General features: G+C 68.4%; 13 protein-coding genes. 11 read left to right on the forward strand and 2 right to left on the reverse strand.

Annotated elements, in window-relative coordinates; all coding sequences use genetic code 11:
- Positions 1-13: 13 nt before the first annotated feature.
- Genes AC1DSC_RS13115 through AC1DSC_RS13135 form a run of 5 tightly spaced genes read left to right on the forward strand, consistent with a single transcriptional unit; the run spans position 14 to position 3,508 of the window.
- Positions 14-802 carry an SDR family oxidoreductase gene (locus tag AC1DSC_RS13115; protein ID WP_436287287.1) on the forward strand — a complete coding sequence of 263 codons (789 nt, stop codon included), beginning with the start codon at positions 14-16 and terminating at the stop codon, positions 800-802.
- 8 nt (positions 803-810) lie between these two features.
- On the forward strand, positions 811-1,185 hold the full coding sequence (locus tag AC1DSC_RS13120) for a dihydroneopterin aldolase (protein WP_012746124.1): 375 nt from the start codon (positions 811-813) through the stop codon (positions 1,183-1,185).
- Positions 1,186-1,242: 57 nt separating this feature from the next.
- On the forward strand, positions 1,243-2,172 hold the full coding sequence (gene ttcA / locus AC1DSC_RS13125) for a tRNA 2-thiocytidine(32) synthetase TtcA (RefSeq protein ID WP_018903621.1): 930 nt from the start codon (positions 1,243-1,245) through the stop codon (positions 2,170-2,172).
- A 46-nt stretch (positions 2,173-2,218) separates the two neighbouring features.
- Positions 2,219-2,839, forward strand: a complete 621-nt coding sequence (locus tag AC1DSC_RS13130; protein ID WP_018903622.1) for a DUF4136 domain-containing protein — start codon at positions 2,219-2,221, stop codon at positions 2,837-2,839.
- Positions 2,840-2,860: 21 nt separating this feature from the next.
- A complete protein-coding gene (locus AC1DSC_RS13135) occupies positions 2,861-3,508 on the forward strand; it encodes a histidine phosphatase family protein (RefSeq protein ID WP_018903623.1) in 648 nt (215 codons plus the stop codon).
- Here the strand turns inward: AC1DSC_RS13135 and AC1DSC_RS13140 are convergent.
- Positions 3,505-6,675, reverse strand: coding sequence for an efflux RND transporter permease subunit (locus tag AC1DSC_RS13140; RefSeq protein WP_012746120.1), 3,171 nt, complete (start codon positions 6,673-6,675; stop codon positions 3,505-3,507). The genes AC1DSC_RS13135 and AC1DSC_RS13140 overlap by 4 nt on opposite strands.
- Positions 6,672-7,799 carry an efflux RND transporter periplasmic adaptor subunit gene (locus tag AC1DSC_RS13145; protein ID WP_018903624.1) on the reverse strand — a complete coding sequence of 376 codons (1,128 nt, stop codon included), beginning with the start codon at positions 7,797-7,799 and terminating at the stop codon, positions 6,672-6,674. Before AC1DSC_RS13145 ends, AC1DSC_RS13140 begins: the two co-directional genes overlap by 4 nt.
- Before the next feature lie 324 nt (positions 7,800-8,123).
- Between AC1DSC_RS13145 and AC1DSC_RS13150 the strand changes: the two genes are divergently transcribed.
- The 6 genes from AC1DSC_RS13150 (at position 8,124) to AC1DSC_RS13175 (ending at position 13,955) form a co-directional block, all read left to right on the forward strand.
- A complete protein-coding gene (locus tag AC1DSC_RS13150) occupies positions 8,124-8,519 on the forward strand; it encodes a hypothetical protein (protein ID WP_230537739.1) in 396 nt (131 codons plus the stop codon).
- Positions 8,520-8,613: 94 nt separating this feature from the next.
- Complete coding sequence (gene miaB, locus AC1DSC_RS13155; protein ID WP_012746117.1) at positions 8,614-9,978, forward strand: tRNA (N6-isopentenyl adenosine(37)-C2)-methylthiotransferase MiaB; 1,365 nt, start codon at positions 8,614-8,616, stop codon at positions 9,976-9,978.
- Positions 9,978-11,405 (forward strand): sensor histidine kinase, encoded by a 1,428-nt coding sequence (locus tag AC1DSC_RS13160; protein WP_012746116.1) that lies wholly within the window; start codon positions 9,978-9,980, stop codon positions 11,403-11,405. Before miaB ends, AC1DSC_RS13160 begins: the two co-directional genes overlap by 1 nt.
- Positions 11,406-11,523: 118 nt before the next feature.
- On the forward strand, positions 11,524-12,135 hold the full coding sequence (locus tag AC1DSC_RS13165; protein ID WP_230537741.1) for a hypothetical protein: 612 nt from the start codon (positions 11,524-11,526) through the stop codon (positions 12,133-12,135).
- 34 nt (positions 12,136-12,169) lie between these two features.
- Positions 12,170-13,558: a sigma 54-interacting transcriptional regulator gene (locus AC1DSC_RS13170; RefSeq protein ID WP_012746114.1), complete on the forward strand. Its 1,389-nt coding sequence runs from the start codon at positions 12,170-12,172 to the stop codon at positions 13,556-13,558.
- Between the two features lie 193 nt (positions 13,559-13,751).
- The gene (locus AC1DSC_RS13175) at positions 13,752-13,955 is read left to right on the forward strand and encodes a hypothetical protein (RefSeq protein ID WP_012746113.1); all 204 of its coding nucleotides are present in this window, start codon (positions 13,752-13,754) and stop codon (positions 13,953-13,955) included.
- Position 13,956 lies beyond the last annotated feature (1 nt).

The following is a 13,956-nucleotide window of genomic DNA, read 5'->3' on the forward strand; positions in this document are numbered from 1 at the left end:
CTTCTCTGCCCGCATGAGCACAGCGCCCCTTCCTCTTGTTACGCCAGCCCGCCGCACCGTCCTCGTCACGGGTGCCGGCCGCCGGCTGGGGCGCGAGATCGCGCTGGCGCTGGCCGCCGGCGGCTGGCAGGTGGCGGTGCACTACCGCAGCTCGCGCGGGGAGGCCGAGCAAACCGCGGCCGATTGCGCGGCCCTGTCGGGCACTTCGGCGCCTTTCGAGGCCGACCTGCTCGACGAAGGCGCCACCCGCGCCCTGCTGCCGCGCGTGGCGGCGCACTTCGGCAGCGTCGATGCGGTGGTCCACAGCGCAGCGCTCTTCGAACACGACGACGCCGCGAGCTTCAGCTACGCGCTCATGGAGCGCCATGCGCGCAGCAACACCGGTGCGGCCATCATGCTGGCGCAGGCGCTGCACGACCACCTGGCGCTGCGCGGCGACGCGCAGGGCGCCGTCGTGCACATGCTCGACCAGAAGCTCTGGAACCCGAACCCCGACTTCCTGAGCTACACGCTCTCCAAGGCCGCACTCGAGGCCGCCACGCCCATGCTGGCCCTGGCGCTGGCGCCGCGCGTGCGGGTGGTGGGCGTGGCGCCCGGCCTCACGCTGCCCAGCCACATGCTCGACGAAGACCGGTTCTCGAAGCTGCACACGCTCTCGCCGCTGGGCCGCTCTTCCACGCCGGCCGACGTGGCGGCCACGGTGAAGTTCGCGCTGGAGAACAACTCGATCACCGGCACCACGCTCGTGGTGGACGGCGGCCAGCACCTCATGAAATTCGACCGCGACTTCTCGCTGATGTGAGCCCCACCATGCCCTCCAACCCGATCGGCCGCCAGACACTCACCCTGCAGGGGCTGCGCTTCGACGCCAACCTGGGCATCCTCGACCAGGAAAAGACGGCCCCGCAGCCGATCCAGGTCGATGCCGAGCTGCACCTGGGCGCGCAGCCGCTGCTGCCGAAGGACGACGACATCTACCACGTGCTGGACTACCGCAAGGTGCGCCGCATCATCATCGACGAGTGCACGGCCGAGCATGTGAACCTGCTCGAAACGCTCATCGGCAAGCTCGCGCAGCGCCTGCTGCAGCTGCCCGGCGTGGTCGGCGTGCGGGTGAAGATCGCCAAGCTCGAGATCTTCGACGACTGCGAGGTGGCTATCCGCATGGAAGCCGGGGAATGGTGAACCGAGGCAAAATCGGGCCCTCCTCCCCCCGATTTGCCTGACCGAAGCAGCCCACCCATGAACGCCGTCTGGATCGACGAGGCGCCCGTCGCCGGCGCCGCCACCAATTCCCTGAAGATCGAGCGCGAAACGCACAAGCTCGAGAAGCGCCTGTGCCGCGAAGTCGGCCGCGCCATCGTCGACTACAACATGATCGAGGAGGGCGACAAGGTCATGGTGTGCGTCTCGGGCGGGAAGGACAGCTACGCCATGCTGGACATCCTGCTCAAGCTCAGGGCCCGCGCACCGATCCACTTCGACATCGTCGCGGTCAACCTCGACCAGAAGCAGCCCGGCTTCCCCGAAGAGGTGCTGCCCAGATACCTGAGCGAGCTCGGCGTGGACTTCCACATCGAGAACCAGGACACCTACAGCATCGTCAAGCGCGTGATCCCCGAGGGCAAGACCACCTGCGGCCTGTGCAGCCGGCTGCGCCGCGGCATCCTGTACCGCGTGGCGGACGAACTGGGCGCCACCAAGGTCGCGCTCGGCCACCACCGCGACGACATGCTGCAGACCTTCTTCCTCAACATGTTCTTCGCGGGCAAGCTCAAGAGCATGCCGCCCAAGCTGGTGAGCGACGACGGCAAGCACATCGTGATCCGCCCGCTCGCCTACGTGGCCGAGAAAGACCTGGTGCGCTGGGCCCAGCACCGCGAATTCCCGATCATTCCGTGCACGCTCTGCGGCAGCCAGGAAAACCTGCAGCGCAAGCAGGTCGGCGAAATGCTGCGCGAGTGGGACAGGAAGCACCCCGGCCGCGTGGAGAACATGTTCACCGCGCTGCAGAACGTGGTGCCCTCGCACCTGCTCGACGGAACGCAGCACGACTTCAAGGGTCTGAAGGCGACCGGCGTGGCCGACGAAGACGGCGACAAGGCCTTCGACACGCCCTCCTTTGACCTGCTCTCCCAGGCACCTGCAGCCCTGCGCATCCTTCAGGGCTGAGCGGGCAACCCAGGGGAATTTTGGGCCGCGGAGCCCGGAGATCCTCATGAAACGTGCGTTTTCAGCTCTTCTTCTGATAGCAAGCCTGAGCGGCTGCGCCACCTCCTGGGTGGTCGACAGCGATGTGAAAAGCTTCTCGTCGCTCGCCACCGTGGCGCCGGGCGCCAGCTACCGCTTCGAGCGCCTGCCGTCGCAGCAGGCCGACCTCGCCCGGCAGGAATCGCTCGAGGCCATGGCCGCCGCCGCGCTCGACAAGGTCGGCCTGCGCCGCGACGACGCCAGGCCGCAGTACAGCGCGCAGATCGGCGCACGCGTCGCGGCCGGCCTCTCGCCCTGGGCCGATCCATGGCTCTTCGACGGCCCCTGGGGCTATGGCTACGGCTATCCCGGCTATGCACGCCGGTGGTACGGCGGCGGCTGGTACGGCGGCCCGGCCTTCATGCCACCCGCGGCCAATCCCTGGTACGAGCGCGAAGTGAGCATCGTGCTGCGCGACATCGGCACGAACCGCGTGGTCTACGAAACGCGGGCCCGCAACGAGGGCCCGTACAACGTCAGCGCGACCATCCTGCCGGTGATGTTCGAGGCGGCGCTGCAGGGCTTTCCGAATCCGCCGCAGGGCGAGCGCCGGGTGAACATCGAGCTGTCCGCCGCAAAGAAGAAATGACGCGCTCCTAGAATCCAGCAGATGGAAGAAGCCACCCGCCTGATTGCCGTTCGCCATGGCGAAACCGCCTGGAACGTCGACACGCGCATCCAGGGCCAGCTCGACATCGGGCTCAACGACACCGGGCTCTGGCAGGCCCGGCGCGTCGGGCAGGCGCTGGCGCACGAAGACATCGGCGCGATCTACGCCAGCGACCTGTCGCGCGCCTGGCAGACCGCGCAGGAGATCGCCAGGCCCCACGGCCTCACGGTGCAGCCCGAGCCCGGCCTGCGCGAACGCGCCTTCGGCCGCTTCGAGGGCATGAGCTTTGCCGAGATCGAGTCCACCCTGCCCGACCAGGCCCGGCGCTGGCGCGAGCGCGATCCCGAATTCCAGCCCGAGGGCGGCGAGAGCCTGCTGGTCTTCCGCGAGCGGGTGACGCGCGTCGCATCGAAGCTGGCCGCGCGCCATCCGGGCCAGCTGGTGACGCTGGTGGCGCACGGCGGCGTGATGGACGTGCTCTACCGCGCCGCCACGCGCCAGGAGCTGCAGGCGCCGCGCACCTGGCAGCTCGGGAACGCCGCCATCAACCGCATGCTGTGGACGCCCGAGGGCTTCAGCCTCGTGGGCTGGAGCGATACCGCCCACCTGGCGGCGGACGACGACGTTCTCGACGAGACCACAACCTAGGCGTGCGAGGCCGCGTGCCCCGCGGCACCGCCACCAGCCTCGGCCTTGGCCTCGCCCGGCAGGTCGACCATCGGCCCGGTGCCGCTGTAGCGGTCGAGCGCGAGGTAGATCGCGGGCGTGATGTAGAGCGTGATCACCTGCGAGAAGATCAGCCCGCCCACCACCGCCACGCCCAGCGGCTGGCGCAGCTCGGCGCCGGCGCCCAGGCCCAATGCGAGCGGCAGCGCGCCCATCAGCGCGGCCAGCGTGGTCATGAGGATCGGGCGGAAGCGCAGCCGGCAGGCCTCGCGGATCGCATCGACCGGCTTCATGCCCTCGGTGCGCTGCGCATCAAGGGCGAAGTCGATCATCATGATCGCGTTCTTCTTCACGATGCCGATCAGGAGCAGGATGCCGATGGTCGCGATCAGCGTCAGGTCGAAGCCGAAGATCTTGAGCGAGAGCAAGGCGCCCACGGCCGCCGACGGCAGCCCGGCCAGGATGGTCAGCGGGTGGATGTAGCTTTCGTACAGCACGCCCAGCAGGACGTAGATCACGAGCACGGCCAGCACCAGCAGCACGGCCTGGCTGGCCTGCGAGCTCTGGAACACCGCGGCATCGCCGCCGTAGGTGGTGATGATCGACTGCGGCATCTTCAGCTCTTCCTTGAACTGGTCGATCTTCGCGGTCGCGTTGCCCAGCGGCACGTCGGGCGCGAGGTTGAACGACACCGTCACCGCCTGCAGCTGCCCCTGGTGGTTGACCGAGGTGGGCCCCACGGTGCGCTTGACGGTCGAGAAGGCCGACAGCGGCACCAGCCGGCCGCTGGTGCTGCGCACCGACAGGCGCGACACGTCGTCCTCGAACTGCCGGTCGTTGTCGGCGGCCGAGAGAATCACCTGGTAGGTGTTGCTCGCGCCGTAGATGCTGCCGATCTGCCGGTCGCCGTACGCGTTGTAGAGCGCGGTGCGCAGGTCGCCCACGGCCACGCCGAGCACGCCGGCCTTGTCGCGGTCGATCTCCAGCGTGGCCTGCAGGCCGCGGTTCTGCGAATCGCTGGTGACGTCGCGGAAGGCCGGATCGGCGCGCATGCGCTCCATGAGCCGCGTGGCCCAGGGCACCATCTCGCCCGCATTGACGCTCTGCAGCGTGTACTGGAAGCGCGCCTTGCTCTGGCGGCCGCCCAGGCGCAGGTTCTGCACCGGCTGCATGTAGACCGCGATGCCCGGGATCTCGCGGAAGCGCTGGCGCAGCGATTCGAGCACCGCGGCCATCTTGGGACGCTGGCTGCGCGGCTTGAGCACCGCGAACAGGCGGCCGGAGTTCTGCGTGGCGGTGGGACCGCCCACGCCGACGAACGAGCTCACGTAGGCCACGCTCGGATCGGCCTGCAGCGAAGCGGCCACGCGTTCCTGCAGCGCGTTCATGGCGGTGAAGGAAATGTCCTCGGCCGCTTCGGTGGTGATCTGGATCTGCCCGATGTCCTCCTCGGGGAAGAAGCCCTTCGGAATGGAGACGAACAGCCAGGCCGTGACGACGAAGGTGCCGCCGGCCAACAGCAGCATCAGCTTGCGGTGCGCGAGCGTCCAGTCGAGCGTCCGCATGTAGTTCGCATGCACCCAGCGGTAGCCGCGCTCGAAGGCGCGTCCCACGGCGGTGCCGGGCTCGGGGTGCTCTTCCTCGTGGTCGAGCGCGCCATCCTTGCGCGGCACGTGCTTGAGCAGCCGGCTCGCGAGCATCGGCACCAGCGTGAGCGACACGATGGCCGACACCAGCACCGCCAGCGCCACCACCACCGCGAACTCATGGAACAGCAGGCCGATCACGCCCGGCATGAAGAAGATGGGAATGAACACCGCCACCAGCGAGATCGAGATCGAGATGATGGTGAAGCCCACCTCGCGCGCGCCGCGCAGCGCCGCGGCCATCGGCTCCATGCCTTTCTCGACGTAGCGCATGATGTTCTCGAGCACCACGATCGCATCGTCCACCACCAGCCCCACGGCCAGCGTGATGCCCAGCAGCGAGACGTTGTCCAGGCTGTAGCCGAAGGCATAGAGCAGCGCCACCGCGCCGATCAGCGAAATGGGAATGGTGGCCGCCGGAATCAGCGTGGCCACCAGCCGGTGCAGGAACAGGAAGATTACCAGCACCACCAGCGCGACGGTGCCCAGCAGCGTGAGCTGCACGTCGTGCACGGCTTCGCGGATGGACAGCGAGCGGTCGTTCACCATGTGGATCTCGACCGATTGCGGCAGCTCCGCCTTGAAGCGCGGAATGAGTGCGCGCACCGCATCCACCACCTGCACGGTGTTGGCGTTGGGCTGGCGCTGCACGGCCAGCGAGATGGAGCTCTGGCCGTTGAAGCTGCTGGCGGTCTTGACCGATTCGAAGCTGTCCTCGATGGTGGCCACTTCGTCCAGCCGCACCGGCGCGCCGTTGCGCTGCCCGACGATCAGCTTGGCGAAATCTTCCGCCCTCGTGAGCTGCCGGTTGGCCTGGATGGTGAGCGTCTGGCGCGGCCCGTCGAGCACGCCGACGGGCGTGTTGGCGTTGGCCGAATTCACTGCCTTGGCCAGCTCGTCGAGCGTGATGTTGCGCGCATTGAGCAGGTCGGCATTGGCCTTGATGCGCACCGCAAAGGCCTTGCGACCGTACACGCCCACCTGCGCCACGCCGTCGATGGTGGAAAGCGTGGGCGAGATCAGGTTCTCGGCGTAGTCGTTGAGCTCGGCCGGATTCATCGACGGCGAGATCAGCGCGATGAACAGCACCGGCGCGTCGGCCGGATTGACCTTGCGGTACGAAGGCAGCTGCGTCAGTTCCTGCGGCAGCTGTCGCTGGGCGCGCAGCAGCGCGGCCTGCACGTCGACCGCGGCGGCATCGATGTCGCGGCTGCTCACGAATTCCAGCGTGATCGAGCTCACGCCCTGGGTGTTGACCGAGCTGATGGTCTGCAGGCCCGGAATGGTCGAGAACTGCTTCTCCAGCGGCAGCGCCACCGACGAAGCCATGGTGTCCGGGCTCGCGCCCGGCAGCTGGGCGTTCACGTTGATGACCGGCGTGTTGTAGCTCGGCAGCGCGGCCACCGGGATGCTGAAGTAGGCAAAGATGCCCGCCACCACCGCCGCCGCGGACAACAGCACCGTCATCGCGGGACGACGGATGCACAGCTCCGAGATGTTCATGCGCGTTCCCGGGGAGCCTGGGTGTCCGAGGAGGCCGCACTGCCCGGCGTGACGCCGGAGGTACCGGCCGGCGCGGCCTTTTTATCGGCCCTGACCTTGCCGCCCGGGCGCACGTTCTGGCTGCCCTCGATGACCACCTGCTCGCCCGGCTCGACGCCGCTCACCGCCACCTTGGTGCCGAAGGTGTGGAGCACCTGCACCTTGCGGCGCTTGGCATTCATGGCCTGGTCGACCACGTAGAGCGAAGTGCCCTCGGACAGCATCATGAGCGCCGCGGCCGGCACCACCGTGGCGCCGGAGAGCGTGCGAACCGTGATCCGGGTGCCGACGAACTGGCCCGGCCAGAGGCTCTGGTCGGCGTTGTCGAACACCGCCTTGGCGCGCACCGTGCCGATCTGCGGATCGACCGTGTTGTCGACGAAATTGAGCACGCCGCTGAGCGGCTCGCGGCGTCCGACGACCAGCGCCTCCACCTTGGCCCGGCTGCGCGCCGCCGCCAGCAGGTCCTGCAGGTTGGCCTCCGGCACCGGGAAGCTCACCGCGATGGGATCGAGCTGCGTGATGGTGACCAGCGACAGCGTCGGCTGCACCAGCGTGCCGGGATAGATGTTCACGGCCCCGATGCGCCCCGCAATGGGCGCGCGCAGCGTGGCGTAGCCCAGCGCCACCTGCGCCGATTGCACCGCGGCGCGGTCGGCCGCCACCGCGGCGCGCTGCGCTTCCAGCTGCGACAGCGTGGCGTCCGTGGCGCTCTTGGAAATGAAGTTCTGCGCCAGCAGTTCCTGGCTGCGCTTGTATTGGCGCTCGAGGTCGGCCAGGGTGGCTTCGTCGCGCTTTTGCTGGGCGCGGGCGCGGGCCAGGTTGGCCTGGTCGTTGCGGTCGTCGAGCGTGAAGAGCAGCTGGCCCTCCTTGACGAACTGCCCTTCCTTCACGTGCACCGCCGCCACGGTGTTGGTCACCTGCGGCCGCAGATCGACACTGTTGAGCGACACCACGCTGCCGTTGACCTGCACCGTGACCGGCACGTCCTGCCGCTCGGCGGTGGCAAGCGTGACGAGCGCGGCCGGCGCGCCGTCTGCGGGGGCGCCACCGGCGGCGGCTGGCCTGGCGTTCTTTGCCGCCATGCGATCGCCCGACCCGCTCCACCACCATCCCGCGACGGCTACGATCAACACACCTGCAAGAGCGAGGACGATTTTTTTCTTCATGGGTTCTTGTGCACTTTGGGCTGACAGCGGCTATTGGAGCAGCCGTCGACTCGCAGTGTCCGTGAGTGCCGTAAAGATAAGTAAAGCCGCAATGCCAGGGCCCATGTACAACCCGCTGTGGCAGGCGCCAGGGATGATTTCACCCCGCCGCTAAAATCGCCGCTCCACAGCCTCTGGATATACCCCATGAACCGCTGCAAGAAACCCACGAATGCTCTCACTTTCATAGCGCTTTGCACAGTGGCTGCGAGCCTTTTTTCCATCGGCGCCGCAGCCCAGTCCGAAGTGCCGCGGCCGCAGACCCAGAACGAATCGCTGGTGGGCGGGCGCACTTTCCCGGTCGGCACGCTGCGCGGCAAGTTCATGGTGATCAATGCGCCCGATGTCGAGCTCGACGGCCAGGTCGACCGCCTGGCGCCCGGCGCCCGCATCCGCAGCGAACAGAACATGCTGGTGATGGCGGGCGGCATCGTCGGCCAGAAATACCTGGTGAACTACACGCGCGATGCCGCCGGCCTGCTGCGCGAGGTGTGGATCCTCACGCCGGGCGAGGCCACGGCCAGCCGCGAATCGCTGAACAAGCCCTTCCTGAACATCTGGCCGTTCACTTCGAACGACACCGTCAACACGCAATAAATAAAGAGGCCGGCGGGCCGCGCCCGCCGCGCCGCAGGACGACGCAAGCGCCCTGCATCGGCCTTCCCGGCGGGAAGGGCCAGGAAAGCACCCCATGAGCAAAAAAGTATTTATCAAGACCTTCGGCTGCCAGATGAACGAGTACGACTCGGACAAGATGGCCGACGTGCTGCACGCCGCCCAGGGCTACGAGCCGACGCAGAACGTGGACGAGGCCGACCTGATCCTGTTCAACACCTGCTCGGTGCGCGAGAAGGCGCAGGAGAAGGTGTTCAGCGACCTCGGCCGCGTGAAGCACCTGAAGGCCAAGGGCGTGAAGATCGGCGTGGGCGGCTGCGTGGCGAGCCAGGAGGGCGAGGCCATCATCGCGCGCGCCCCCTACGTCGACATCGTGTTCGGCCCGCAGACGCTGCACCGCCTGCCCGAGATGCTGAACGACCGCGAGCGGCTGGACCGGCCCCAGGTCGACATCAGCTTTCCCGAGATCGAGAAGTTCGACCACCTGCCGCCCGCGCGCGTCGACGGCGCCACGGCGTTCGTCTCGATCATGGAAGGCTGCTCCAAGTACTGCAGCTACTGCGTGGTGCCTTACACCCGCGGCGAGGAAGTGAACCGTCCGCTGGACGACGTGCTGGTGGAGATCGCCGGCCTGGCCGACCAGGGCGTGCGCGAAGTCACGCTGCTGGGGCAGAACGTGAACGCCTACCGCGGCCGCATGGGAGACACGGCCGAGATCGCCGACTTCGCGCTGCTCATCGAATACGTCGCCGAGATTCCGGGCATCGAGCGCATCCGCTACACCACCAGCCACCCCAACGAGTTCACGCCGCGGCTGATCGAGGCCTATGCCAAGGTGCCGCAGCTGGTGAGCCACCTGCACCTGCCGGTGCAGCACGGCAGCGACCGCATCCTGATGGCCATGAAGCGCGGCTACACCGCCATGGAATACAAGAGCACGGTGCGCAAGTTGCGCGCCATCCGGCCCGAACTCGCGCTCTCCAGCGACTTCATCGTCGGCTTCCCGGGCGAGACCGACGAAGACTTCGCCAAGATGATGAAGCTGATCGACGACTGCCAGTTCGACAACAGCTTCAGCTTCATCTTCAGCCCGCGCCCCGGCACGCCCGCCGCGGCGCTGCAGGACGACACGCCCCATGCGGTGAAGCTGGCTCGCCTGCAGACGCTGCAGCGCGTGATCGACGGCAACGTGCGCCGCTTCGGCGATGCGCTGGTCGGCACCACGCAGTGCGTGCTGGTCGAGGGGGCTTCCCGCAAGGATGCGAACGAACTGATGGGCCGCACCGCCTGCAACCGCGTGGTCAACTTCGAAGGCGACGCGCGCCTGGTCGGGCAGATGGCCGACCTGCGCATCACGCGCTCGCTGGCCTACACGCTGCGCGGCGAGGTGGCCACGCGCGAATCGTCGACGGTGCCGGTTCCCGCCGCGCTCGCCGCCTGATGGCGAAGCGGCCGTCCAGACGGGGCTCGTTCCAGCAGCTCCTGCTTTTCGCGTTCCTGCTGATCACCGCCCTGCTGGTGGGCGTGGCGCTGCGCTCGGTGTTCCAGTACGACGCGCTCATGACCCAGAGCCGCGATGCGGCGGCCCGCGCGTTGCGGCTCTCGGGCGCGGCCCAGTCGCTGGCCGAGCGCAGTGCCGCCATGGAGCGCGCCGGGCGCCAGTCGCTGGTGCTGAACGACGCCGTGCTGCGCCGCCGCTTCGACGATGCCGCGCGCGAAGCGCACCAGGTGCTCGAACGGCTCGAGCGGAACGGCCTCGCGCCGTCGGGCATCGAGCTGTGGCGCGCCCAGCTCGGCGTGATCGAGGGGCTCATGAGCGGTAGCGCCGACAGCGCGCTCTCGCGCGAAAGCGGCATGGCCATGCAGTTCCGCGAGCTCGATTCGCTGAACACGAATCTGGCGCAGCAGGCCCAGTTCCTGATCGAAATGCAGAACGACGCGCTGGCCAAGCGCATCGAGAACGCGCGCCGCCGGCTGATGCGCGAAGTGGTGGCCGCCAGCATCCTGGCGGTGTCGCTGGCGCTGGCTTTCGGCATCTGGCTCGCGCGTCCTTTCAAGCGGCTGGAGCACGCCATCGTCGGGCTCGGCCAGAACCGGCTCGACGAGCCGATCGACATCCGCGGCCCGGCCGACGTGCGGCGCCTGTCGCAGCAGCTCGAGTGGCTGCGCCTGCGCCTGACCGAGCTCGATGCCGACAAGGCACGCTTCCTGCGCCACGTCTCGCACGAACTCAAGACGCCGCTGGCGGCGCTGCGCGAAGGCGTCTCGCTGCTGGAAGACGGCGTGACGGGTCCGCTCAATCCGGCGCAGCTCGAGGTGGCGCAGATCCTGAACCAGAACACCGTTTCGCTGCAGGGCCAGATCGAGGCGCTGCTGCGCTTCAACGCCGCCGCCTTCGAGGCGCGCGAACTGCGCCGCGAACGCACCGACCTGCTGCCGCTGGTCGAAGAGCAGATCGAGGCGCAGCGCCTGCAGTGGCAGGCCCACGGCCTGCGCGTCCATGCCGAGGGCGAGTCGATCACGCTCCCGGTGGACCGCGCCAAGCTCGGCACGGCGGTGGCCAACCTGCTGTCCAACGCGATCCGCTATTCGGCGCGCGGCGGCGTCATTTCGATCGTGGTGTCGGGCACGCCCACCACCGCGTGCATCGATATCAACGATGCCGGCCCGGGTATTGCCGAGGGCGACCGGGACCGGATCTTCGAGCCTTTCTACAGGGGCGAACGCCAGCCCGAGCATGCCGTCAAGGGCACGGGCATCGGCCTTTCGATCGTGCAGGAGTACATTGCTGCCCATGGGGGCCGCATCACCCTGCTGCCAGAGGGGCCCGGCGCGCGCTTTCGCATCGAACTGCCGCGCACGGCCTGAACAACCCACCGTGAAGCCCCCCAGGCACACACCTGAAAACAAACACCGCCTCTTGCCTTTTCTTCAATCCATGCTTTTTCCGTTCGTCCGCAGTTCGACCCTGTCCGGGGCGGTGGCCATGCCTTTCGTCCTGCTGCTGGCCGCCTGCGCGACGCAGCCCGCACCACCCGCCGAGGCCGAGGCCCTGCCGCCGCCGCCCGCCGTGCCGCGCGTGATGCCGGTCGAGGCCGAGCCCAAGGCGCCCGCCACGCAGCCCGCCTCGCTCTTCACGCTGATGACCCAGGGCCCGGCCGCGGCCATGCTGGCCTATGCCGACAAGGTCCGCCCGCTGGGCGGCGCCGAGCTGGCCGCCGAAATCACCCGCGCCGGCGATCCCGGCGATTCGCCCACCGCCCAGATGCAGCTCGCGCTGCTGCTCGCACAGACCCGCGTGCCGGCCGACCTGGCGCGCGCGCTGGGCCTGATGCAGCGCGTGATCTCCAACCCCTCGCCCGAGGCGCAGCCGCTGCAGCCGCTGGCGCGCGCACTGGCCGCGCGCTACGTGGAGCAGCGCCGCGTCGAGGACGACCGCGACAAGCAGGCGCAGCAGGTGCGCGAAAGCCAGCGCCGCATCGACCAGCTGAACGACCGCATCGAGGCGCTGCGCGCCATCGAGCGCAGCTTCGCGCGGCCCAACAACGTGCCGCCGCCGACCCTGCCTCCGCCCGGCGGCACCAGGCCCAATCCATGAACCGCAGCCGGCGATTGCCCAAGGAACCCCATCGATGAGCACGACCGGCGCGCGCCTGCTGGTGGTCGACGACGACCCGGACATGCTGCGGCTGCTCTCGATGCGGCTGAGTTCGGCCGGCTACCAGGTCACGGCCGTGACCTCGGCCGAAACCGCGCTCACGCAGCTCGAGATCGAGCACCCGCAGCTGGTGCTCAGCGACGTGCGGCTGCCCGGCCGCGACGGGCTCCAGCTGTTCGACGAGATTCGCAAGCGCCATCCCTCGCTGCCGGTGATCCTGCTCACCGCCCACGGCACCATTCCCGATGCGGTCGAGGCCACCGCGCGCGGCGTGTTCACCTATCTCACCAAGCCCTACGACGGCCGCGAACTGCTCGACAAGATCGCGCAGGCGCTGGCGCTGGGCGCACCGGCCAGCACGCCCGCCAAGGCCGGCGACGAAAGCTGGCGCGCCGAGATCGTGAGCCGCAGCAACCGCATGTCCGAGCTGCTGGCCGAGGCGCGCATGGTCGCCAAGTCGGACGCCTCGGTGCTGCTGCGCGGCGACAGCGGCGCCGGCAAGGAACTGCTGGCGCGCGCCATCCACCGCGCCAGCGCGCGCGCCGACAAGCCTTTCGTGGCCGTCAATTGCGGCGCCATCCCCGAGGCGCTGCTCGAATCCGAACTGTTCGGCCACATGAAGGGCGCCTTCACCGACGCCCATGCCAACCACAAGGGCCTGTTCCAGCAGGCCGACGGCGGCACGCTGCTGCTCGACGAAATCGGGGACATGCCGCCCGCCCTGCAGGTCAAGCTGCTGCGCGTGCTGCAGGAGCGCGCGGTGCGCCCGCTGGGTGCCAGCCAGTCGATCGAGGTCGACGTGCGCATCATCTCGGCCACCCACCGCGACCTGGACGTGGCCATGGAAGCCGGCCAGTTCCGCGAAGACCTCTATTACCGGCTCAACGTGGTCACGCTCACGCTGCCGCCGCTGTCGGCCCGGCGCGAGGACATTCCGCTTCTGGCCAACCACTTCCTGCAGAAGCTCTCGACCAAGTACGGCAAGCGGCTGTCCGGCTTCGCGCCCGAGGCGCTCAAGGCGCTGGCCACCGCGGCCTGGCCCGGCAATGTGCGCCAGCTCTACAACGTGGTGGAACAGGTCTGCGCGCTGTCGAGCTCGCCATTGATCCCGCTGGCGCTGGTGCAGCGCGCGCTGCGCGTGCCCACGGTCGAGGTCCAGACCTATGCCGAGGCCAAGCAGCGCTTCGAGCGCGACTACCTCGTCGGGCTGCTCAAGCTGACCGACGGCAACGTGGCCGACGCCGCCCGGCTGGCCGACCGCAACCGCACCGAGTTCTACCGCCTGCTGCAGAAGCACGAACTCACGCCGGGCCACTTCAAGGCCGACGCTGTCGCTCCGGGCAATGAGCCTGTCGCCGACTAGCGACGCCCCTAAGTTGTTGATTTAAAAGGCCATTTTCCACCAGCCTCGCGGGCTTGTCGGGATTCGGCGACAAAAACCGGGGTTTCGGGGCCTTCCAGACGGCCCCAACCCCGAAAACCGCATCCAGATCGCCCTAAGTCGTTGATCTGAAAGCATTTTTCCAGCCTGGCACAGGGTTTGCCCCTGTACAGGCATGACAGCACTCACCAGCCCATCTTTCGCACTGCGCCAGCAGCGCGACGGCCTGCGTCAAAAGCAGTTTTCCCCCGTGCGGCCCCGTGCCGCCGGTCATTCGGTGGCCGCGCTCGCAAGCGCGGGCGGCGCCGAACCGGATTGCGTGATCAAGCGCTTTCCTGCCATTGGCGACACCCCTTCCCTCGACAAGCAACGTTGGTAAA

It is taken from the genome of Variovorax sp. 01N425 (assembly GCF_056399465.1).

Coding starts and splice junctions, on each gene's coding strand:
- miaB (WP_012746117.1), top strand. CDS start 8,614: ATGAGCAAAAAAGTATTTATCAAGACCTTCGGCTGCCAGATGAACGAG.
- AC1DSC_RS13165 (WP_230537741.1), top strand. CDS start 11,524: ATGCCTTTCGTCCTGCTGCTGGCCGCCTGCGCGACGCAGCCCGCACCA.
- AC1DSC_RS13140 (WP_012746120.1), bottom strand. CDS start 6,675: ATGAACATCTCGGAGCTGTGCATCCGTCGTCCCGCGATGACGGTGCTG.
- ttcA (WP_018903621.1), top strand. CDS start 1,243: ATGAACGCCGTCTGGATCGACGAGGCGCCCGTCGCCGGCGCCGCCACC.
- AC1DSC_RS13160 (WP_012746116.1), top strand. CDS start 9,978: ATGGCGAAGCGGCCGTCCAGACGGGGCTCGTTCCAGCAGCTCCTGCTT.
- AC1DSC_RS13170 (WP_012746114.1), top strand. CDS start 12,170: ATGAGCACGACCGGCGCGCGCCTGCTGGTGGTCGACGACGACCCGGAC.
- AC1DSC_RS13130 (WP_018903622.1), top strand. CDS start 2,219: ATGAAACGTGCGTTTTCAGCTCTTCTTCTGATAGCAAGCCTGAGCGGC.
- AC1DSC_RS13135 (WP_018903623.1), top strand. CDS start 2,861: ATGGAAGAAGCCACCCGCCTGATTGCCGTTCGCCATGGCGAAACCGCC.
- AC1DSC_RS13115 (WP_436287287.1), top strand. CDS start 14: ATGAGCACAGCGCCCCTTCCTCTTGTTACGCCAGCCCGCCGCACCGTC.
- AC1DSC_RS13120 (WP_012746124.1), top strand. CDS start 811: ATGCCCTCCAACCCGATCGGCCGCCAGACACTCACCCTGCAGGGGCTG.
- AC1DSC_RS13145 (WP_018903624.1), bottom strand. CDS start 7,799: ATGGCGGCAAAGAACGCCAGGCCAGCCGCCGCCGGTGGCGCCCCCGCA.
- AC1DSC_RS13175 (WP_012746113.1), top strand. CDS start 13,752: ATGACAGCACTCACCAGCCCATCTTTCGCACTGCGCCAGCAGCGCGAC.